Origin of the sequence: Ornithinimicrobium flavum (genome assembly GCF_004526345.1) — a bacterium.
Taxonomy (GTDB): Bacteria; Actinomycetota; Actinomycetes; order Actinomycetales; family Dermatophilaceae; genus Ornithinicoccus; species Ornithinicoccus flavus.
The window spans coordinates 1691218-1709663 of sequence record NZ_CP038213.1 but is presented as its reverse complement, the minus strand read 5'-3'; the positions used below and the strand labels follow the sequence as shown (position 1 = coordinate 1709663).

The following is an 18446-nucleotide window of genomic DNA, read 5'->3' as shown; positions in this document are numbered from 1 at the left end:
ACACCTCCGTGGCCTACCTGTCCTTCGTCCTGGACCCGGAGCACGACCCCGGGGACGTCGTGGCCGCCCTCTGGGCGCAGGTGCTGCCGGTGGTGCGGGAGGAGGGCCGCAGCACGGTCCAGGTGTGGTCCGACCACGCGCCGGACCCCGAGGGCGAGCAGCTCGCCCCGCGCACGGGGGTGGGCACCCTGCCCCGGGACCGGTATGCCGCGGCGCTCCTCGACCTGGGCCTGAGCCTGGAGCAGGTCGAGCGTCACAGCCTCGTCGAGACGGCCCGTGGGGTCGAGCTCGCCACCGGTGAGCTGCCGGCCGCCCGCGCGGCCGCGGGCACGGCCTACCGGACCCTGGGGTGGGTCGGAGCGACGCCCCCCGAGCTGCGCAGCGGCCTGGCCGCGCTCATGGGGCGGATGAGCACCGACGCCCCGTCCGCCGACCTCGAGCTCGAGCCGGAGGTGTGGGACGCCGACCGGGTCGCGGAGGTCGACCGCATCGGGGAGGCGCTGGGCCGCACCCGCGTGATGACCGTGGCCGAGCACGTCGTTAGCGGCGAGCTCGTCGCCTACACCTGCGTGGACCTGCCGGGTGACAAGCCCGCCGTCGGCTACCAGGAGGACACGCTGGTGCACGCCGGCCACCGCGGCCACCGGCTCGGCATGCTCGTCAAGGCGGAGAACCTGCACCGGATCGCGGAGCACGCGCCGGGGTGCAACGGCTCCACACGTGGAACGCCGACGAGAACGGGCACATGCTCGCGATCAACCTCGCCCTGGGCTTCCGCCCGGCCAGCTACGGGGGCGGCTGGCAGGTCACCGGGGTGTGAGCCCCGCCCCCGGCCGGGGTCGGCGGCTCAGCCGTTGACCCTGGCCGCGAGGGCGTCGACCGCCCGCGCCCAGCCGCGCACCTGCTGCTCCGCGGACAGCTCGTGCGCGGCGGCGTGCGAGGCCGTCTTCCCCGCGGCCACGTCCGCCGGGGTGAGGCGGTCGAGCGCACGTGCGAGGGCGGCCGCCGAGAAGTCGTCGGTGACGACCCCCAGACCGTGCCGGCGCACCAGCCCGGCCATCTCCGGGCTGGGCCCGACGACGAGGGCGAGGCGGCCCTGGACGAAGTCGAAGATCTTGTTCGGCAGCGCCCACAGGTGGTTGAAGGACACCGGCGGCAGGACGTAGACGCCCACGTCGTGGGCGTTGAGGGTGGCGGGCAGGTCGGCCGGGGCGACCGGCGGGTGGAGACGGACCCGGTCGGAGGCGGCATACCGTGCCTGCAGCTCGGCCAGGTAGGCCGGGTCGTTCGGCATGAGGTAGAGGTCCAGCGTCATCGGCGCCGTCACCAGCTCCATCGCCTCGAGGAGCACGTCGAGACGGTGCCGCTGGGCGTTGCCGGAGTGCACCAGGCGCAGCGGCTCGTGCACCGGTGCGGGCTCCAGGTCGACGAAGTGCGGCGCGTTGACGACCACCCCGGCGCGCAGCCCGAACCGGAGGCGGTACTCCCGGGCGATCCCCTCCGCGACCGTCGTCACGGAGTCGGCACGGGTGCCGTACGTGCGGACCAGCCACCGGTAGTAGGGGGCCACGAACAGCCGCCAGCGCAGCAGCTCCTCGTTCTGGCGGGGGTGGTACTCGTGCAGGTCGGCGTGGACCCCGCCGCGCGGGGCCAGGTCGAGGGCCAGGGGCACCGTGTCGATGTCGTCGGCGAGGACGACGTCGAAGCGGGCGCGACGGCCCTCGAGAAGCCGCGCCGCCGCCTGCACCACCGGCGAGGTCCGGTATGCCGTCTCGAACCGGCGACTCAGCAGCAGCCGGCGGTCCTTGTGCCAGCTGACCACGTCGTCGGGCAGGCGCAGGTGCTCGACCACCCCGTCGGGGGCCTCGCCGTAGCCGAGCGTGGTGACGGCATACCGCTCCGCGAGGAGCTGCACCTGGCGGAGCACCCGCGCGTCCGAGCGCAGCGGGCTGAAGCTCAGGACGAGCAGGCTGGGCCGGGGGTCAGCCACGGTCCTGCCCCACGCCCGTCAGCACGGTGGAGTAGAGGTCGAGCAACCGGGCCGCCTCGGCCTCCCAGGTCAGCTCCTGCGCGGCTCGCGCGCTGGCCCGCCGGTAGCGCTCCGGGTCGGCGAGGACCTGCTCGATCGCCGCCGCGAGGTCGGCCGGGGTGCGTGCGTCGAAGACCTCGCCCACGCCGTGCTCGGTCACGACCTGCGCCGTGTCGGGGAGGTCGGCGGCGACGATCGGCAGCCCGGCGTGGATGGACTCGAAGAGCTTGTTGGGCAGCGAGAAGCGGTAGGACAGGCAGATCGGGCGGACGAAGACCACCGCGACGTCCGCGTCGGCCAGCGTCGAGGGCACCTGCGCGGAGGGGACCGACCCCACGAGGTGGACCCGGTCGGCGACCCCGGTCCGCTCCACCCGGTCCAGCAACCCGGCGACGTAGCGGGGGTCGCCGTACCCCAGCAGCACGAGGTGCACGTCGGGGCCCAGCAGGGCCAGCGCGTCGACGGTCTCCTCCAGGCCGCGGCCGGTGGTGATCCCCCCGGTGTAGCTGACGACCCTCGCCCCGGGCCCGAGCCCGGCGAGCTCGCGCAGCCGCCCCTGCTCCCGGGCGGGGGTCGGGCGCGCCGGCGGGATGTTGCGCACCAGGGTCGGTACCCGCTCCAGGGAGTAGCGCTCCTGCAGCCAGCGCGCGATCGACGGGGAGACGGTCACCACCCCGGCGGTCAGCCGGACCCCGACGGACTCGATGATCGCCTCGACCGCGGGGGCGAGCAGCCGGTCGGGGCGGATGTTGCGGTGCCGCCACAGCTCGTGCGAGTCGTAGACGACCCGGGCCGGGGTGCCGAGCGTGCCGAGCAGGGCGGGGACGAGGGCGTTGGCGTCGTTGGCGTGCACGACGTCGGGGGCCAGCGCCCGGGTCTGCCGCACCGCCCCGAGCCACCAGGTCGTCAGCCGAGCCGTCTGGTAGGTCCGCATCCAGACGTCGGCGGCCAGCGCTCGGGCGGCGGCCCGGTCGCCGCGGAGCGCGCGAGCCGCGGTGCTCCCGATGGGGGGGAACGACCGGGGCGGGCGCCGGGACCGGTGAGGGGGTGGTCGTCGGCGCGGGCCCGACCGAGGAGGGCTTGCGCCGCAAAGCGCGCCAGGCCCGGGTCGTGCGCGGCAGCAGCCGGGTCAGGTCGAGATCGGCGACCCGGTGCACGACCAGCCCGTCCCCCACGGTCCCCCGGCCGGCGGGGAAGCCGGCGAGAAGCCGCTCGGAGGCGACGATGTGCGCCTCGGCCCCGGCCGCCCGGAGCGTGGCCGTCGTCTTCTGCACGCGCGAGTCGGTGCTCGCGTCGTTGTAGACCAGGCTCACCACCCGGGCGGGGCGGCCGCCGACGGGCGGGAGCGCGGGGACGTGCTGCGGCGCGATCCGCTCCAGGGGGTCAGTCATCCGCGCCCCCGGTGCGGCCGGGGCGACCAGCCCGGCCAGCGCGGCCTGCACGGCGAAGTCGGGCTCGGCCGCCACCACCTCCTCGAAGGTGCCGCGGGCGACGAGCTCGCCGTCCCGGAGGAAGCAGACCTGCTCGCTGTGCCGGATCGTGGCCAGCCGGTGGGCCACGACGATGACGCTGACCTCCCCGGCCAGGTCGCGGATGGCGCCGGTGACGGCGGCCTCGGTGCTGGTGTCGAGCGCCGAGGTCGCCTCGTCCATGACCAGCACGAGCGGGTCGGTGTAGAGAGCCCGGGCCACGCCCAGGCGCTGGCGCTGCCCGCCCGACAGGGCCAGGCCGCGCTCCCCCACCGGCCCGTGGATGCCGTCCGGGCGGGCCTCGACGACGTCGAGCAGCTGGGCGCGGGCCAGCGCCCGGCGGACCCGGTCCTCGTCGATCGCGTCGTCCCGCCAGGTGAGAGCCACGTTGCGGGCGACGGACGCGTCGAAGAGGGCGACGTCCTGGGGGACGTAGCCGACCCGTCGCCGCCAGTCGCGCAGGACCTCGGTCAGCGGCTGGTCCCCCACGCGGATCTCGCCGGAGTCCGGCTGCATGAGGCCCAGGAGGATGTCGACCAGCGTCGACTTGCCGGAGCCGGAGGCGCCGACGAGGGCCAGCGTCTGGCCGAACGGCAGCTCCAGGCTGATGTCGCGGACCGCGGGGCGGGCCGACCCGGGGTAGGTGAAGGTGACCCGGTCCAGGACCAGGCTGCGGGCGTCCGGCGGGAGGGGGCGACCGCCCCCGCTGCGCCGCTGCTCGGCATACCGGGCCCCGCGGTGGATCTCGTCGAGCACCTGCCGGGCGAAGGGCAGGTTCGCCCCGGTCTGGGCCATGATCGTCTGGAAGCGCGTCAGGCTCGGGACGATCCGGAAGCCGGCGACGCCGAAGAGGGCGATCGCGGCCAGCGCCCCCGGCACCCCGTCCTGCAGGTAGCCCACGCCGGCCCCGATGCCCAGCCCTCCGATGAGCGCGGCCTCCAGCACGTAGCGCGGGATCGCCCCGAGGAAGGCCTGGTCCGCCCGGGCCCGGGAGGCCCGCGTGCGGACCTCCAGGACGACCTCGGCCACCTCGTCCTGCTTGTCCCGCAGCGTGATCTCCTTGAGCGAGTGCACCATCTCGCTGACCAGCCGCACGGCCTGGGTGGAGGCGCTGCGGTTCTCCTGCCCGGCCCTCACGGCGCGGCGCAGGACGACGGTGTAGAGCAGGTAGCCGACGAGGAAGAAGTAGACGATCGTCGCCCCGGCCAGGACCGGCTGGGCCACGACGAGCACGAGCAGCACCGCCAGGAAGGTGAACAGCTCGCCGGAGAGCTGGCAGAACGGGATGAGGACCCCGGAGACGGTCGAGGCGACGCCGACGTCCGTGGAGCGGACCAGGTCGGTGGAGTTGCGGCTCAGCCGCTCGGTCCAGGGGGCGGAGAAGGTGGACTCGAGCAACCGGGCCCCGAGGTTCTGCTCGAAGCGGGCGAAGCGGCGGGTGGCCCACCACTGCAGCGCCACGGCCAGCACCGACTTGGTGATGATGAGGCCGCCGACGAGCAGGAGCACGTTGCGGAACTGCGTGGGCGTCGAGACCACGATGCCCAGGACGGGGATGGTGAGCTCGGCGCCGGTGAGCATCGGGGCCAGCACGAGCGCCAGCAGGCCGATGGCCGCCACGTCGAGGGTCGCGAGCAGGCTCTGGAGCGCGGCAAAGGTGAGGATGAAGCGGCGGGTCCCGGCGGGCAGGACGGTGAGCAGGTCGCGCACGGTGGCCCACAGGGCTTTCACGACGCTCCTTCCTCTGGACGGGTCCGACGGCACGCGGGGTCGCCCCAGCGTAGTTGACCTAGGTTGGTGCCCATGGCTCCGCTCCGCGGCGCGCGAGGGCTGTCCTACCGCGCCTACCAGGCTCTTCCCGCGCCGGCCCGCGCCCTGCCGGAGCGGGCCCTGCGCGCCGTGGCCGAGCGGGAGCTCCGCCGGCAGCCCTGGTTCGCCGGGGACGGTCCGCACCGCTGGCTGCTCGGTCCGCTCAACACGGCGGGCCAGGCTCAGGCCTGGGCGCGTGCGGCCCGGCAGCAGCCGGACGTCGAGGCGCTCGCCCTGTCGGCCGAGCGGGTCGCCACGGGCGCCGCGACGCTCGCCTACGCGACCGACGTGCACCTGAGCAGACGGGTGCAGGCACGAGGTATGCCGCTCCACCGCGACCGGGTCCTCGGCACGGGAGGCGGGGCCGGGGTCACAGGGGTCCTGTCCGAGACCGGGCGGGCGGTCCTGGACGACGTCTTCCGGCGCACCGTCCTGGACGACCTGCCGGCGTTGGAGGCGGTCGGCGCACGTGTCGCCCTGGTCGTGCACGGCTCGGAGCTGCGCGACCTGCACGAGCACGCCGAGCGGGACCCCGCCTCGCCGTTCCGGGGCGTGTGGGACGAGCGGTGGCACCGGCTCCAGGCCCTCGTGGACCGCACCCGGGAGGTGGTCGAGGCGTTCCCGGGGCCGGTGCTCGTCACCACGCTCGACATGCTGGAGGCGGTGCCCGGGGCGCGGCTGCTCCCGGTCACGGTGGACGTGGCCGCCTTTGCCGACGCCCCCGCCGCGCTGGAGCGGCCCGTGCCGGTGGTGCTCCACGCCCCGACGAACCCCCGACTCAAGGCCACCGAGGTCGTCGAGCCTGTGCTGCGGCGGCTCCACGAGCAGGGCCGGGTCGTCTACCGGCGTCTGGAGGGCGTCCCGCACGCGCGGATGCCGGCCGCCGTCGCCGCGGCCGACGTGGTGGTGGACCAGCTCGCGCTGGGCAACGTCGGGGTGCTCGCCGTGGAGGCGATGGCGGCCGGCCGGCTCGTCGTGGGCCACGCCACCCCGGCGGTCCGGGCCCGGGCCCGCGACCTCGCCGGGTCGGACCTGCCGCTGCTCGAGGCCGACCCGACGACCTTCGCGGAGGTGATGGAGGGCGTGCTGGGGGACCCGGAGACCCACCGGCAGCTGGCCCGGAGCGGCACGGCGTGGGTCCGGGAGCTGCACGACGGTCGGGGCTCGGTCCGGGTGCTGCGGGAGGTCCTCGGCGGCTGAGGGGCATCCTCCCGGGCCCTCGACGAGCCCTCGCGGTCCTCGCTCAGCTGCGACGCCACCACGGACGGCGTGGGGCGGGCGGCTCCACCTGCCCGGTGGGCGGCACCTCCGGAGGCGTCGGGGGCAGGGCGGCCCGCGCCGCACGCCATACCTCGACCATCTCCTCCACGTCGACGCGCCCGACGACCGGCGGTGACCCGGCGCCCGCGTGGGGGCGCCGGCGGTCGGCGAGCACCCGCTCGTTGAAGTCCTCCAGGTGGCTCCGGACGGCGTCCTCGTCCGGCAGGTCGAGCAGGCTGCCCGGGAAGGCCGCCTTCTCCCGGCGCAGCTGCATGGGGCCGGGCAGCGCGCCGGACAGGTCGAGCCGCTCCCGCTCGATGAGCCCCTTGACCCACCAGTCCGGATCGGAGCGCACGTCCACGTCCGGCAGGGGACGCCCCGCCCCGGCCAGGTTGTCGAAGGCTCCCTGCCGCTGAGCCTGGCTGATGGCCTGGTCCACCCAGGTCTGCACCGCGCGGGCCGTGGTCGCCGCCGGTGGGCGGCGGCGCACCCCCTGGTCGGCCAGCTGGTCCTCGGCCCTCGGAGCTCCCGGCCGCGCCCCCGGCCGGCCCCACGTCGAGCCGTCCTCGGCGCGTCGGGCGCCGTCCTCCTCCCGTTCCGTCCTCTCGGTCATGACGCTCCCTCCGTCCCCCTCAACCTACGGAGCGAGGACCACGTCCGCAGCCCGGTCGCCGGTCGCGGCGAGGCTCCGGTGCTCCCGGACCCAAGCGGCCCGGTGATCGATCACCGCGGCGTCCCCGCGGCCAGCACGCACCGCGGCGAGCATGGCCTCGGCGACAGCCCCGACCTCGTGCGGGACCGCCGCCCCCAGGTCGTGCTCCTGCACGTCCTGCGCCGCCGGGCCGGGTCCGGCGAAGACGACGGGCGTCCCGGTGGCCAGCGCGGCGATGACCTTGGTGGGATAGGCGAAGTCGTACCCCACCCCCGGTCGCACGCTCACCAGGGCGGCGGCCGCCCCCCGGAGCCAGGCCGCGGCCTCCGCGGGGGGCACGAGGGGGCGCAGCTCGATCGCGCCGGTCGGCAGCTGGGCCTGGATGCGTTGCAGCGCAGGCCAGCTCGACCCCTGCCCGAGGAAGACCAGGCGCGCGTCGGGCTCCTCCCGCACGACCTCCCGCATCGCCTCGGCGAAGACCTCGGCGCCCTGCCACTCCGAGGCGGTGCCCGCATACACGAGGTATGGCGTCGACGGCGCCCCGGGTGCGGAGGGCCGTCGGGCGCGAAGACGTCGGTGTCGATGCCGTTGGGCACGACCGTGACCCGGGGCGTCACCCGGCCCGCACCGACGAGGGCGCGGACGCGCTCGGCGACTCCGTCGGAGACCGCGATCACGTCGCGCGCTCCGCGGAGGGCGAAGGCCTCGACCGCCCGCATCACGGAGACGACCGGTGCCGGGGCACCCATCGAGGCGGTGGCGTCGGACCAGACGTCGGCCGCGTAGTAGACGTAGGGGACGCGGGGACCCGCCGCGGCGCGGAGGGCCAGCACCGCCCGCACCACGGCTCCCGTGGTCGGTGGCGGCTCGACGACGACGACGTCCGGACGCCTCGAGGTCATCAGCCGCAGCGTGAGGGGAAGGTCGAAGGACAGGTAGGGGAGGTAGCCGCGGACGTAGCCGGTGGCGTCCCTGAGCACCGGCCACCGGGAGACCCTGACCCCGTCCGGGTCAGGGACGGCGTCGCCCCGCAGGGAGGGGGGCGGGGTCGTGGTCAGCACGGCGACCTCGGCGCGGTCGGCCAGCGCCCGCACCAACGCACCCAGCCGGAAGGTGGCCGCCGCCGCCTCCGGCGCGAAGATCCGGGTCGCGAGCACCACACGGCGCGCTCGGTCGGTCATGGGGCAACCAGATGAGGCGGTCGGTGGGTCATGGGGCAACCAGATGAGGCGGTCGGTGGGTCATGGGGCAACCACGCGAGGCGGCCGGTGGGGAAGGGGGGCGGGTCACAGGGTGACGGTCTGGCCCGTCGCGGCGGAGGCGAGGACGGCCTCGACCACGCGCAGGGTGTGGACGCCCTCGGCCATGGAGACCACGTCGGAGGGCCTCCCCCACAGGGCGTCCCGGAAGGCCTCCTGCTCGACCAGCAGCGGCTCGCGCCGGGCGAGGGCGAAGCGGGTCGAGTCGCCCTCGGACACGCCCCGGAAGTGGCTGGACCGCTCCCACTCGCTGCGGACGTCACCGTTGCGCACATAGGTCAGGTCACCGGTCAGCGTGTTGGCGACGAACGCACCCTTCTCGCCCGTGGCCACCGTCTGACGCACCTTCATCGGCGACAGCCAGTTCACCGTGTGCGAGACGATCACCCCGTTGGCCAGGCGCCCGGTCGCGACGACCATGTCCTCGTGCTCCCGGCCCGAGCGGTGCGTCACCTGCGCCGCGACCTGCGCGTAAGGCGAGCCCGCGATCCACGCCGTCAGGTCGATGTCGTGCGTGGCCAGGTCCTTGACCACGCCCACGTCCGCGATCCGCCCCGGGAACGGGCCCTGCCGTGACGTCGTGATCTGGAAGACCTCGCCCAGCTCACCCTCGGCGATCCGCCGACGCATCTCCAGCAGCGCGGGGTTGCACCGCTCGACATACCCCACCGCCCCCACCAGCCCGGCCGCCTCGAACGCCTGCGCCACCGTCTCCCCCGAGGCCGCGGTCGCCGCGATCGGCTTCTCCACCATCGTGTGCACCCCGGCCTCCGCCAGCGCCAGCGCCACCTCCTCGTGCAGGTAGGTCGGCACCGCCACCATCGCCGCGTCGATCCCCTCACCGATCAACGCCGCCACGTCCGGCAGCACCTCCAGCCCGCCGGCCACCCCGTGCTTGTCACCGAACGGGTCCGCCACCGCGACCAGGTCCATCCCCTCCACCCCCCGGATGACCCGCGCGTGGTGCCGCCCCATCGAGCCCAGCCCGATCAGCCCCATCCGGACCGGACGACCCTCCGGGATCACCCCGCCCATCAGGCGCCCGCCCCGACCACCGCGTGGACCGCCGCGGCGACCCGCTCCAGGTCACCCTGCGACAGCGAGGGGTGCACCGGCAGGCTGATCACCTCGGCCGCAGCCCTCGCGGTCACCGGCAGCTCGTGCGCCGGTGCGAACCGTGCCAGCGAGACCAGCTCGTGGTTCGGCGTCGGGTAGTACACCCCGGACCCCACCTTGTGCTCCTCCCGCAACGCGGACACCACCGCGTCACGCTCGGCCGCCGACGCACCCTCGATCCGGACCGTGTACTGGTGGTAAACGTGCGTGCACCCCTCCCGCACGACCGGGGTCACCACGCCGGCCACACCGGCCAGCGCACCGTCCAACCACGCGGCGTTCGCCTGCCGCTGCGCCGTCCAGCCCCCGACCTTGCTCAGCTGCACCCGCCCGATCGCGGCGTGGATGTCGGTCATCCGGTTGTTCAGCCCGATGACCTCGTTGGCGTACTGCCTCTCCATCCCCTGGTTGCGCAGCAGCCGCACCCCCCGGGCGATCTCCTCGTCCGCGCACGAGACCATCCCACCCTCACCGGAGGTCATGTTCTTCGTCGGGTAGAGGCTGAACATGCCGAAGGACCCGAAGGACCCCACCGGGGCCCCGCGGTAGGTCGCCCCGTGCGCCTGCGCCGCGTCCTCGAAGAGCTGCAGCCCGTGCTCGGCCGCCACCTCCAGCAACGGCTCGAGGTCCGCCGGGTGACCGTACAGGTGCACCGGCATCACCGCGGCCGTGCGGTCCGTCACCGCCGCCGCCACCGCCTCCGGGTCCAGGGTGAAGGTGTCCGGGCTGATGTCCGCGAACACCGGCGTCGCCCCCGTCAGCGCCACCGCGTTGGCCGTCGCCGCGAACGTGAACGACGGCACGATCACCTCGTCCCCCGCCCCGATCCCGGACGCCAGCAGCCCCAGGTGCAACCCCGAGGTCCCCGAGTTCACCGCCACGCACGTCCGCCCACCCACCAGCTGCGCCGCGAACTCCTCCTCGAACGCCGCGACCTCCGGACCCTGCGCCACCATCCCCGAGCGCAGCACCCGGTCCACCGCAGCACGCTCCTCCTCCCCGATCAACGGCCGGGCAGCAGGAATCATCTCCAGCTCAGTCATGGGTCGGGGTCTCCTCGGTGTCGGTCGTGGGCGTGTCGGTGGTGGGAGTGCCGGTCGTGCCGGTGTCGGTGCGGTCGGGTCGCAGGCTCTCGCCGTGCTCACGGTAGGTGGCGCCGGTCACCGGGCAGCGCCACAGGCCGGGGGTGCCGGTCGGCTCGAGCGGCCGGCCCGCGTGCCCCACCCAGGCCACCCGGCGGGCGGGCACCCCGACGACGAGGGCGAAGGCGGGGACGTCCTTGGTCACGACGGCCCCGGCGGCGACGGTCGCCCACTCACCGACGGTCACGGGGGCCACGCAGACGGCGCGGGCACCGATCGAGGCACCGTCCCCGATGCGCACCCCGACCGCCTCCCAGTCCGCCGCGCTCTTGAGCGAGCCGTCGGGGTTCACCGCGCGGGGGAAGGTGTCGTTGGTGAGCACGGCGGCCGGGCCGACGAAGACGCCGTGGCCGAGCCGCGCCGGCTCGTAGACGAGGGCGTAGTTCTGGATCTTGCAGTGGTCGCCCAGCTCGACCCCGGTCCCGATGTAGGCCCCCCGACCGACCACGCAGCCCGCGCCGAGCACGGCTCCCTCCCTCACCTGGGCGAGGTGCCAGACCGAGCTGCCGTCGCCGATGACGGCGTCCGGCGAGACGTCGGCGGAGTCGACGATGCGCGATGCGGGAGAATGCACGGCATGAGCCTAACGCCCCGCCTCGAGGACGCCTGGCTGGTCGTCCCCGTCCATAACGAGGCACAGGTGCTGGGGGACGTGCTGCGGGAGGCCATGCAGGTCTTCCCGCACGTGGTGTGCGTCGACGACGCCTCCACCGACGCGTCCGCGGACATCGCGCGGGAGGCCGGGGCGGCGGTCGTCCGGCATCCGGTCAACCTGGGCCAGGGCGCCGCGCTGCAGACCGGGGTGGACTACGTGCTGCGGGCCACCGACGCCGCATACCTCGTCACCTTCGACGCCGACGGTCAGCACCGGGTCGCCGACGCCGCCGACATGGTGCGTCGGGCGCGGAACGACGACCTGGCCATCGTCTTCGGCTCCCGGTTCCTGGACGACCGCACCCGGCCCGGCGCGCTGAAGAAGGTGGTCCTCAAGGCGGCCGTGTGGCTCACCAACCAGCAGACGGGGATGAAGCTCACCGACGCCCACAACGGGCTGCGGGTGCTCCGCCGGGACGCCGCCGGGCACCTGGCGCTCCAGCAGAACCGGATGGCGCACGCCACAGAGATCGTGCTGCAGCTGGGGCGCTCGGGCCTGCCGTGGGCCGAGCACCCGGTGCACGTCATCTACACCGACTACAGCAAGGCCAAGGGCCAGTCCCTGGTCAACTCCGTCAACATCCTCATCGACACGATCCTGAAGTGAGGCGCTGACGTGCTCGACCAACCGCTCATCAAGATCGTCCTGCTCGTGGCGATCGTCGTGGTCACCACGATGCTCACCCGGTCGACGGCGGGGGCCCGACACCAGGCGGTCCGCCGCCTCATGCTGGTCGCCTTCGTCGTGCTCGCCGCCGCCGCGATCCTCTTCCCGCGCCTGCTGACCCAGGTGGCGCAGTTCCTCGGCGTCGGGCGCGGTGCCGACCTGCTCCTCTACGGGTTGACGGTGGTCTTCCTCGGGTATGTCGCCGCCTCCTACCGCCGGATGCGGCAGATGGAGCAGCAGGTCACGGTGCTCGCCCGCGAGCTCGCCGTGCGCGCGGCCCTGGACGAGCGGCCCGAGCGCAACGGAGGCGGCACCAACCCTTGACAGGGCGGCCGGAGGCGGCAGGATGGGGTGGCCATGACGCTCTCCGACCTCAACGACGCAGATCCGGACCAGGCCGCGGCCCTCGTGCGCCCCTGTCTGGACGTGCCCCGATGGGTGGACGCCGTGGTGGCGGGTCGCCCCTACGCCACGGTCGAGGAGGCCGTCCGCCGCGCCCGGCAGGTGCTGGAGGACGACCCGCTGACCCCCTCGGAGGTGGACGCGGCGCTGGCCCACCACCCGCGCATCGGTGAGCGGGCACGAGGGACGGCCAGGGAGGCCGCGCTGTCCCGCGGCGAGCAGCGGGGCCTGGACCTGACCGACGCCGTCCAGCGCGAGCTCCGGGCGGCCAACGAGGCCTACGAGGCACGCTTCGACCGCGTCTTCCTCATCCGCGCCGCAGGCCGGGACGCCACGAAGATCCTGGCCGAGTGCCGGCGCCGCACCGCCAACGACCCGCACACCGAGGAGCGTGAGGTCGCCGACCAGCTCGGCCAGATCGCCCTGCTCCGGCTGGAAGGAGCCCTCACGTGACCTCGCACCGCAGCTTCGTCACCGCCCACGTCCTGGACGCCACCGCCGGCACCCCCGCGGCCGGGGTCCCCGTGGCCCTCGCCGACGGCGGGGGTGAGGTCCTGGCCCGGGCTGTCACCGACGCGGACGGCCGGGTCGGTGAGCTGGGTCCCGAGCGGCTCCCCTCGGGCACCTACCGGATCACCTTCGGCACCGGCGAGTGGTTCGCCGCCCGGGGGCAGGAGACCTTCTACCCGCAGGTGCAGGTCGAGGTCCGGATCGACGAGGCCCAGGCGCACTACCACGTGCCGCTGCTGCTCAGCCCGTTCGCGTACTCCACCTACCGCGGGAGCTGACCCTCCCGCGCTCCGATACCCGTCCGACGAAGGAGTCCCCATGACCACCGAGCTGACTCTCAACCAGTACGGCAAGGCCGAGAACCACGTCGTGCGTGTCACCCGCGACACCGACCGGCACGCGATCGAGGACCTCACCGTCACCTCGCAGCTGCGGGGCGACTTCGAGGCCGCGCACTACGAGGGCGACAACAGCCACGTCGTGACCACCGACACCCAGAAGAACACTATCTTCGCCTTCGCCCGGGACGGGATCGGGTCCCCCGAGGCCTTCCTGCTGCGCCTGGCCGACCACTTCACCGGGGAGTTCGACTGGGTGACCGGTGGCCGGTGGGCCGCCGAGCAGGTCGGCTGGGCCCGGATCGAGGACCACGACCACACCTTCTACCGCTCCTCCCCCGAGACCCGCACCGCCGTCCTCGTGCGGGACGGGGGGTCCGACACGATGATCAGCGGGCTCTACGGCCTGAGCGTCCTGAAGACCACCGCGTCCGGCTTCGCGGGCTACCCGAAGGACCGCTACACGACGCTCCCGGAGACCGACGACCGCATCCTGGCGACCGACGTCACCACCCGCTGGCGCTACGGCAGCACCGACGGCGTCGACTGGAACGCCAGCTACGCGGGGATCAAGGCCACGATCATGCGGGCCTTCGGCGCCGAGTACTCGAAGGCGCTGCAGCAGACCCTCTACCAGATGGCCGACGCGGTCCTGGAGAGCCATCCGGAGGTCGAGGAGATCCGCTTCTCCTGCCCGAACAACCACCATTTCCTGTCCGACCTGGCCCCCTTCGGCGTGGACAACCCGGGCATCGTCTTCCACGCCGCCGACCGTCCCTACGGGCTCATCGAGGCCGCCTTCGCGCGCGAGGGGTCAACGGCGGCCGAGGCCGCCTGGACGGGGATCGCCGGTTTCTGCTGACCTCGGGTATGCCGTCAGCCGCCGAAGAGGAGGCCCAGGGCGGCGTGCCGGTTGACGTCCTTGTAGAGCAGGTAGCGGAACGGCCCCGGTCCCCCGGCGTAGCAGGCCTGCGGGCAGAAGGCCCGCAGCCACATGAAGTCACCGGCCTGGACCTCCACCCAGTCCTGGTTGAGCAGGTAGACCCCCTTGCCCTCCAGGACGTAGAGCCCGTGCTCCATGACGTGCGTCTCGGGGAACGGGATGACGCCACCGGGTTGGAAGGTCACGACCGTGACGTGCATGTCGTGACGCAGGTCCGCGGGGTCCACGAAGCGGGTGGTCGCCCAGCGCCCGTCCGTGCCGGGCATCGGGGTCGGCTCGACGTCCCGGTCGGAGCTGACGAAGGACCCGGGGGTCTCGACACCGGGTGCGGGCTGGTAGCGCTTGCGGATCCAGTGGAAGACCGCCGGCTGGTCCCCGGACGCCCGGACCGACCAACGCTCCCCCGGTGCGAGGTAGGCGTAGCCGCCCTCCCCCAGCACGTGCTCCAGCTCCCGCACGTGGACGGTGAGCTGCCCGGCGACGACGAAGAGCACGCCCTGCGCCCCGGGGTCGGTCTCCGGCTGCTCGCTGCCGCCTCCGGGCTGCACCTCGACGACGTACTGGGAGAAGGTCTCGGCCATCCCGGTGAGCGGACGGGCGAGCACCCACATACGCATCCCCTCCCACCCCGGCAGGAGGCTGGCCGTGATGTCGCTGAGCGTCCGCCGCGGGATCACGGCGTAGGCGTCGGTCACCACGGCGCGGTCGGTCGTCAGCTCGTCCTGGCCGGGCAGCCCGCCGCGCGGGACGTAGTAGGTCATGACGGTGTGTCTCCTTCGGTGGTGCCGTCGCGGGGGGCGACCAGGGCCGCGGTGTCGGAACGGGGCCGGGCCAGCTCGGTGACGGTCGGGCCGTCGAGACCGGTCGCGGCCCGCACCTCGTCCTCGTCGACGGCGCCGCAGGCCAGCCCGCGGCGCAGGAAACCGGCCAGCGCCCGCACCGTCGCCGGCTCGTCCATCACCTCGCCACCGACCTGTCGGGCGTAGCGACCGACCCGGTCCAGGGCGGGGCCGAGCCCGGAGCGGTAGAAGGCGTAGGTGGCGACGTACCGGGTGACGAGGTGACCCGGGTGCATGTCCCAGCCCTGGAAGATCCCCTGCCGCAGGGACCGCGAGACCAACCGGTGGTGCAGTCGCCAGGCGGCCGCACGCTGGGCGGGGTCCCCGGTGGGGGTGACGTTGGTGGACCCGTCCGACAGCTCCACGTCCGTGCCGGCGACGACGAGCTGCATCACCGCCTTGGCCTGGTCCGCGACCGGGTGGTCCAGCGCCTGGTGGGCGGCGGCCACCTGCAGGGCCGCCGAGTAGTCGTAGGTCCCGTAGTGCAGGCCGGTGACCCGACCCTGGCCGGCCCGCACCGCCCTGGCGAGCTCGACCGTGCCGTCCGCCCCCACGATCAGCTGCGGCACCTCGACCTGGATCTCGAAGGTCAGCCGGCCCGGCGGCAGGCCGTGGCCGCGCTCGATCTCCTCCAGCGCCATCACCAGCGCCTCGACCTGGGTGGCGGTGCTCACCTTGGGGAAGGTCAGCCGCAGACCGTCCGGCAGGCCCCCGGTACGGATCAGCTCGCCCACGGTCAGGTCCAGCGTGCGCAGGCCCCGGGCGCGCGTGTCGGCCTCGAAGCAGGGGAAGCGCACCCCCCAGCACTGCGTGGCCGTCCCGTCCTGCTCGTCGGCCCTGCGCCGGTGCACCGCCCGGACGACGTCCGCGTCGTGCGAGGCGTCGTCGCGGTGGTGGTAGCCGTCCTCGAAGTCGATGCGCAGGTCCTCCACCGGCTCGGCCCTCAGCTTGCGCTCGGCCCGGGGTGCGACCTGCGCGACCAGCTCCTCGTCGAGCCCGAGGTCCTGGCAGACCTGCTCCAGGCCCCCGGCGGTCTGCGTGAGCTCCAGGGCGGCGGCCCCCCAGGCCGGGGCGACGGATCGGGCGGCCGCGGGCTGGTCGGCGGGTACGTAGACGGTGTGGACCGGCTGGCGACGCGAGGACGGGCCCGGGTGGTCGGCGGCGAGCCGGACGTCGGTCGGGGCCAGGTAGGCGTGGATGCGGGCCAGCGCCTCCTCGTCCAGGACGCGGCTGCCGGTGGCGGGGTCAGGACTCACAGTGCCGCAGTGTACGGATCGGGAAGACGGGTGGGGTCGGCCTTGACCGGACACCCGCCCACCCAGGTGGCGCGGACGTCGGTGGGGTGCCGAGGGCGAAGACCTTGGCCAGGGCGTCCTCCTCGGAGCGTGCGTGCCGCAGGGCGACGTCGAGCGTCGACCCGGTCGGTGGTCGCACCCAGACGGCGTCGAAGTCGTGGCCGACCGAGAGCTGTCCGACGGTGTCGCCCAGGCCCAGGACGTCGGCGCCGGCCGCGGTCGCCAGGTGCAGCAGGTGGGCCGACCCCAGGGGCAGCCCCTCCCCGGCCAGGAGCTGCTGCATGAAGTAGGCCTGCAGGCCCTCCTTGAGCAGGGAGAAACCGGTGCCGGCCCCGACGTCGGACCCGAGCGCCACCCGCACGCCGTGCTCGACGTGGGTGCGCAGGGGGAACAGCCCGCTGCCGAGCGCGGCGTTGCTGGTCGGGCAGTGCGCGACGCCGGCGCCGGCGGCGGCGAGGTCGACGAGCTCGTCGTGGGTGGGGTGCACGTTGTGCGCGAAGACGCTGCGCCGACCGACCAGGCCGTGCGCGGCGTAGGTCTGCAGGTAGTGCTCCGCCGCGACGAAGAGGGTCGCGACCGTGTCGATCTCGACGACGTTCTCGTTGAGGTGGGAGGTGAACCACACGCCGTCGACCTCCTGCTGGAGCGCGGCGCAGGAGGCGAGCAGCTCGTCGGTGCAGGACAGGGAGAAGCGAGGGATGACGGCATACCGGCTCCGGCGGGTCCGTGCCAGCGCGAGGCGAGCGACAGCCCCTCGGTGTAGGCCTGCTCCGGGGAGGTGAACAGGTCGGCCCGCAGCAGCCGGTCGCTGACGACCAGTCCGCTGGTCACCCGCAGCCCGGCCCGGTCGGCCTCCGCGAACAAGGCGTCCACCGCGCCGGCGAAGTGCGAGCCGAAGACCATGGCGGTCGTGGTGCCTGCCGCGACCAGGCCGGACACGAAGTCCGAGACCACCCCGGTGGCGTACCCGGGATCGGCCAGGCGGGCCTCCTCGGGCAGGGCCGCCCGGTCCAGCCAGTCGAGCAGCGGCAGGCCCAGCGCGCCGATGATCCGCACCTGGGGGAGGTGGACGTGCGTGTCGACCAGGCCGGGGATCACCAGCCCCTCGGTGAGGTCGACCACCTCCTCGTCGGGACGGGTTGCTCGGACCTGCCCCCAGCCGCCCCGCTCGACGATGCGGCCCTCGTCGTCGACGGCGAGGGCGCCGTCGACCAGGGCCCGCAGCCGACCCCCGGCGAAGGGGTCGTCCGGGGTGTCGAGGAAGGTGCCGCGGTAGAGGGTCACCGGTGGGCACCGGCCCTGGCGCCGATGCGCACGAGCAGGTCGGCGGCGACGCCCACCGCGATGCTGGCCGGGTCCTTGCCGGGCACCGCCGGCAGGCCGACGGGGGTGACGACACGGGCCAGGTCGTCCTCGCCGAGGCCGGCCTCCAGCAGACGTGCGCGCAGCCGCACCCACTTGGCACGCGAGCCGATGAGACCGACGGTGGCCAGGTCCGGGCGGCGCAGCGCCGTGTCGACGATCGCGGCGTCCTCGGCGTGGTCGTGCGTCATGACGAGCACGTGGGTGCCGGGTGGGAGGCTCGGCACCACCATCTCGGGCAGCACGGGCACCCGGTGCGGGTGGACCCGGGCGTCGGCGTCGGCCAGGGGGGCGAGCCTGTCCTCGTCGAGCTGGGCCTCCCGGGTGTCGACGAGGTGGAGGTCGAGGTCGTGGCGGGCCAGGATGCGCGCGAGCTCGTGGCCGACGTGCCCCACGCCGAAGATCGCCACCGCCGGCACCACGGGCAGCGGCTCCAGCAGCAGGGTGACCTCCCCGCCGCAGCACTGCACACCGTGCCGGCCGGCCGCCCGGTCCGACAGCGCGGAGCCGAAGGACTCCGGTGCGGCCCTGCCCTCGGTCATCATCGCCCGGGCCCGCTCCACCGCCTCGGCCTCGAGGTTGCCGCCACCCACGGTGTCCCAGGTGCGGTCCCGACCCACGACCATCTTGGCCCCGGCCTCGCGAGGTGCGTGACCCCGCACCGAGGTCAGGGTGACGAGCACCCCAGGCTCCCTGCGGG

The 18446-nt window shown here is 74.3% G+C and carries 17 protein-coding genes and 3 pseudogenes; 6 read left to right on the top strand and 14 right to left on the bottom strand.

Features of this window, described 5'->3' with window-relative positions:
• Nucleotides 1-847: 847 nt before the first annotated feature.
• The 3 genes and pseudogenes from E3Z34_RS17975 to E3Z34_RS20210 form a co-directional block, all read right to left on the bottom strand.
• Nucleotides 848-1990, bottom strand: a complete 1143-nt coding sequence (locus E3Z34_RS17975; RefSeq protein WP_194092441.1) for a glycosyltransferase — start codon at nucleotides 1988-1990, stop codon at nucleotides 848-850.
• A complete protein-coding gene (locus E3Z34_RS20215) occupies nucleotides 1983-2963 on the bottom strand; it encodes a glycosyltransferase (RefSeq protein ID WP_420818992.1) in 981 nt (326 codons plus the stop codon). Before E3Z34_RS20215 ends, E3Z34_RS17975 begins: the two co-directional genes overlap by 8 nt.
• A gap of 760 nt (nucleotides 2964-3723) precedes the next feature.
• A pseudogene (locus E3Z34_RS20210) lies at nucleotides 3724-4293 on the bottom strand (ATP-binding cassette domain-containing protein); the annotation flags it as partial.
• A 1008-nt stretch (nucleotides 4294-5301) separates the two neighbouring features.
• Here E3Z34_RS20210 and E3Z34_RS07930 point away from each other — a divergent pair.
• Nucleotides 5302-6507, top strand: a complete 1206-nt coding sequence (locus E3Z34_RS07930) for a glycosyltransferase (protein ID WP_134773173.1) — start codon at nucleotides 5302-5304, stop codon at nucleotides 6505-6507.
• Between the two features lie 43 nt (nucleotides 6508-6550).
• Here E3Z34_RS07930 and E3Z34_RS07925 read toward each other — a convergent pair whose 3' ends face one another.
• From E3Z34_RS07925 to E3Z34_RS07905, 6 genes and pseudogenes are all read right to left on the bottom strand, one after another.
• Nucleotides 6551-7180: a DnaJ family domain-containing protein gene (locus E3Z34_RS07925; protein WP_134773172.1), complete on the bottom strand. Its 630-nt coding sequence runs from the start codon at nucleotides 7178-7180 to the stop codon at nucleotides 6551-6553.
• Nucleotides 7181-7204: 24 nt separating this feature from the next.
• Nucleotides 7205-7738 (bottom strand): glycosyltransferase, encoded by a 534-nt coding sequence (locus E3Z34_RS18765; protein ID WP_238695411.1) that lies wholly within the window; start codon nucleotides 7736-7738, stop codon nucleotides 7205-7207.
• Nucleotides 7739-7851: 113 nt separating this feature from the next.
• A pseudogene (locus tag E3Z34_RS18760) lies at nucleotides 7852-8400 on the bottom strand (glycosyltransferase); the annotation flags it as partial.
• Between the two features lie 105 nt (nucleotides 8401-8505).
• A complete protein-coding gene (locus E3Z34_RS07915; RefSeq protein WP_134773171.1) occupies nucleotides 8506-9513 on the bottom strand; it encodes a Gfo/Idh/MocA family protein in 1008 nt (335 codons plus the stop codon).
• Complete coding sequence (locus E3Z34_RS07910) at nucleotides 9513-10637, bottom strand: DegT/DnrJ/EryC1/StrS family aminotransferase (protein WP_134773170.1); 1125 nt, start codon at nucleotides 10635-10637, stop codon at nucleotides 9513-9515. Before E3Z34_RS07910 ends, E3Z34_RS07915 begins: the two co-directional genes overlap by 1 nt.
• On the bottom strand, nucleotides 10630-11310 hold the full coding sequence (locus E3Z34_RS07905; RefSeq protein ID WP_134773169.1) for an acyltransferase: 681 nt from the start codon (nucleotides 11308-11310) through the stop codon (nucleotides 10630-10632). The genes E3Z34_RS07910 and E3Z34_RS07905 overlap by 8 nt, the downstream gene beginning before the upstream one ends.
• Nucleotides 11311-11313: 3 nt before the next feature.
• Between E3Z34_RS07905 and E3Z34_RS07900 the strand changes: the two genes are divergently transcribed.
• Genes E3Z34_RS07900 through pucL form a run of 5 tightly spaced genes read left to right on the top strand, consistent with a single transcriptional unit; the run spans nucleotide 11314 to nucleotide 14169 of the window.
• Nucleotides 11314-11997 carry a glycosyltransferase family 2 protein gene (locus E3Z34_RS07900; protein WP_238695410.1) on the top strand — a complete coding sequence of 228 codons (684 nt, stop codon included), beginning with the start codon at nucleotides 11314-11316 and terminating at the stop codon, nucleotides 11995-11997.
• Nucleotides 11998-12006: 9 nt separating this feature from the next.
• Nucleotides 12007-12381 (top strand): DUF2304 domain-containing protein, encoded by a 375-nt coding sequence (locus tag E3Z34_RS07895; protein WP_134773167.1) that lies wholly within the window; start codon nucleotides 12007-12009, stop codon nucleotides 12379-12381.
• A gap of 33 nt (nucleotides 12382-12414) precedes the next feature.
• The gene (gene uraD / locus E3Z34_RS07890) at nucleotides 12415-12912 is read left to right on the top strand and encodes a 2-oxo-4-hydroxy-4-carboxy-5-ureidoimidazoline decarboxylase (RefSeq protein ID WP_134773166.1); all 498 of its coding nucleotides are present in this window, start codon (nucleotides 12415-12417) and stop codon (nucleotides 12910-12912) included.
• The gene (uraH, locus tag E3Z34_RS07885; RefSeq protein WP_134773165.1) at nucleotides 12909-13247 is read left to right on the top strand and encodes a hydroxyisourate hydrolase; all 339 of its coding nucleotides are present in this window, start codon (nucleotides 12909-12911) and stop codon (nucleotides 13245-13247) included. Before uraD ends, uraH begins: the two co-directional genes overlap by 4 nt.
• 40 nt (nucleotides 13248-13287) lie before the next feature.
• Nucleotides 13288-14169, top strand: coding sequence for a factor-independent urate hydroxylase (gene pucL, locus E3Z34_RS07880; RefSeq protein WP_134773164.1), 882 nt, complete (start codon nucleotides 13288-13290; stop codon nucleotides 14167-14169).
• Nucleotides 14170-14183: 14 nt separating this feature from the next.
• On the opposite strand, the gene E3Z34_RS07875 is transcribed toward pucL, so the two are convergent.
• The 5 genes and pseudogenes from E3Z34_RS07875 to xdhC form a co-directional block, all read right to left on the bottom strand.
• Complete coding sequence (locus E3Z34_RS07875; RefSeq protein WP_134773163.1) at nucleotides 14184-15011, bottom strand: bifunctional allantoicase/(S)-ureidoglycine aminohydrolase; 828 nt, start codon at nucleotides 15009-15011, stop codon at nucleotides 14184-14186.
• Entirely contained in the window at nucleotides 15008-16345 is a 1338-nt protein-coding gene (locus E3Z34_RS07870) for a DUF6986 family protein (RefSeq protein WP_134773162.1), read from the bottom strand. Before E3Z34_RS07870 ends, E3Z34_RS07875 begins: the two co-directional genes overlap by 4 nt.
• The gene (locus tag E3Z34_RS19740; RefSeq protein ID WP_338043806.1) at nucleotides 16335-17051 is read right to left on the bottom strand and encodes an amidohydrolase family protein; all 717 of its coding nucleotides are present in this window, start codon (nucleotides 17049-17051) and stop codon (nucleotides 16335-16337) included. The genes E3Z34_RS07870 and E3Z34_RS19740 overlap by 11 nt, the downstream gene beginning before the upstream one ends.
• 194 nt (nucleotides 17052-17245) lie before the next feature.
• A pseudogene (locus E3Z34_RS19735) lies at nucleotides 17246-17440 on the bottom strand (guanine deaminase); the annotation flags it as partial.
• A 224-nt stretch (nucleotides 17441-17664) separates the two neighbouring features.
• Entirely contained in the window at nucleotides 17665-18429 is a 765-nt protein-coding gene (xdhC, locus tag E3Z34_RS07860; protein WP_420818982.1) for a xanthine dehydrogenase accessory protein XdhC, read from the bottom strand.
• Nucleotides 18430-18446 lie beyond the last annotated feature (17 nt).

Coding starts and splice junctions, on each gene's coding strand:
- pucL (WP_134773164.1), top strand. CDS start 13,288: ATGACCACCGAGCTGACTCTCAACCAGTACGGCAAGGCCGAGAACCAC.
- E3Z34_RS07875 (WP_134773163.1), bottom strand. CDS start 15,011: ATGACCTACTACGTCCCGCGCGGCGGGCTGCCCGGCCAGGACGAGCTG.
- E3Z34_RS07910 (WP_134773170.1), bottom strand. CDS start 10,637: ATGACTGAGCTGGAGATGATTCCTGCTGCCCGGCCGTTGATCGGGGAG.
- E3Z34_RS20215 (WP_420818992.1), bottom strand. CDS start 2,963: ATGCGGACCTACCAGACGGCTCGGCTGACGACCTGGTGGCTCGGGGCG.
- uraD (WP_134773166.1), top strand. CDS start 12,415: ATGACGCTCTCCGACCTCAACGACGCAGATCCGGACCAGGCCGCGGCC.
- E3Z34_RS07925 (WP_134773172.1), bottom strand. CDS start 7,180: ATGACCGAGAGGACGGAACGGGAGGAGGACGGCGCCCGACGCGCCGAG.
- E3Z34_RS07900 (WP_238695410.1), top strand. CDS start 11,314: ATGAGCCTAACGCCCCGCCTCGAGGACGCCTGGCTGGTCGTCCCCGTC.
- E3Z34_RS07930 (WP_134773173.1), top strand. CDS start 5,302: ATGGCTCCGCTCCGCGGCGCGCGAGGGCTGTCCTACCGCGCCTACCAG.
- E3Z34_RS07915 (WP_134773171.1), bottom strand. CDS start 9,513: ATGGGCGGGGTGATCCCGGAGGGTCGTCCGGTCCGGATGGGGCTGATC.